Source organism: Bordetella petrii, from assembly GCF_017356245.1.
Taxonomy (GTDB): Bacteria; Pseudomonadota; Gammaproteobacteria; order Burkholderiales; family Burkholderiaceae_B; genus Bordetella_A; species Bordetella_A petrii_D.
The window spans coordinates 1-664 of record NZ_JAFMZZ010000009.1 but is presented as its reverse complement, the minus strand read 5'-3'; the positions used below and the strand labels follow the sequence as shown (position 1 = coordinate 664).

Here is a 664-nt window from a genome sequence, read left to right as displayed (position 1 = left end):
CCGACGATGGCATGCAACGCGGCCCGAGCCGCTTCGACGTTGGCCCCAGAACCCATGCCATCCGCAATGCGCTTGACCTCGCTCGCCGCCAGCCCCTGCAGGTAGTTCACCACCGCGGCTTGCACGAACTCACTGGTCGCACCCGTCACATTGCCGCTGGCCGCACCCATCACCGCCGTCATCCAGCGGCGATACTTGCCGCCCGGGCCCCACTCCCGTTTCAGTCGTTCGGCTTCAGCCCGGGCCTGATCACGTTCCGCCTTCGACAGCGTGGCGTCATCGGCCCGATCGTTCAGCGCATCGACCTCCTTGGCCCGATTCACCAGAAACTGCCCCAGCTGCCGGTTCGCCTCCGACACGATCTCGAAGCCCGCTTCGATCTGCTCCTTGTCGAAGATCGGATCCAGCGTGTTCAGCGTGTCCGATGTGTCCCAGTTCACCGACGCCACGGCCTGGTCTGCCGTCTGCCCTGTCAGCGCTTTCTGTCCCGCTTCGTCACGGATCTCGATCGCGCCGTCGCTGATGGCGCTTTGCGTGGTCGAACTGGCGTCTCCGCTGGCCGCCGCCACTACCGGCATGCCCAGGCCCAGCCCCCCGCCGGTGCTGGGCACCGAGGTGCCGTGCTCCTTGGTGGCTCCGCCCGCGACTTCGTTGTCCTTGGTGG

At 66.9% G+C, this 664-nt stretch carries 1 pseudogene; it reads right to left on the bottom strand.

Annotation, left to right across the window (positions count from 1 at the left end):
- Window positions 1-664 (bottom strand): annotated as a pseudogene (locus tag J2P76_RS23515) (hemagglutinin repeat-containing protein); the annotation flags it as partial.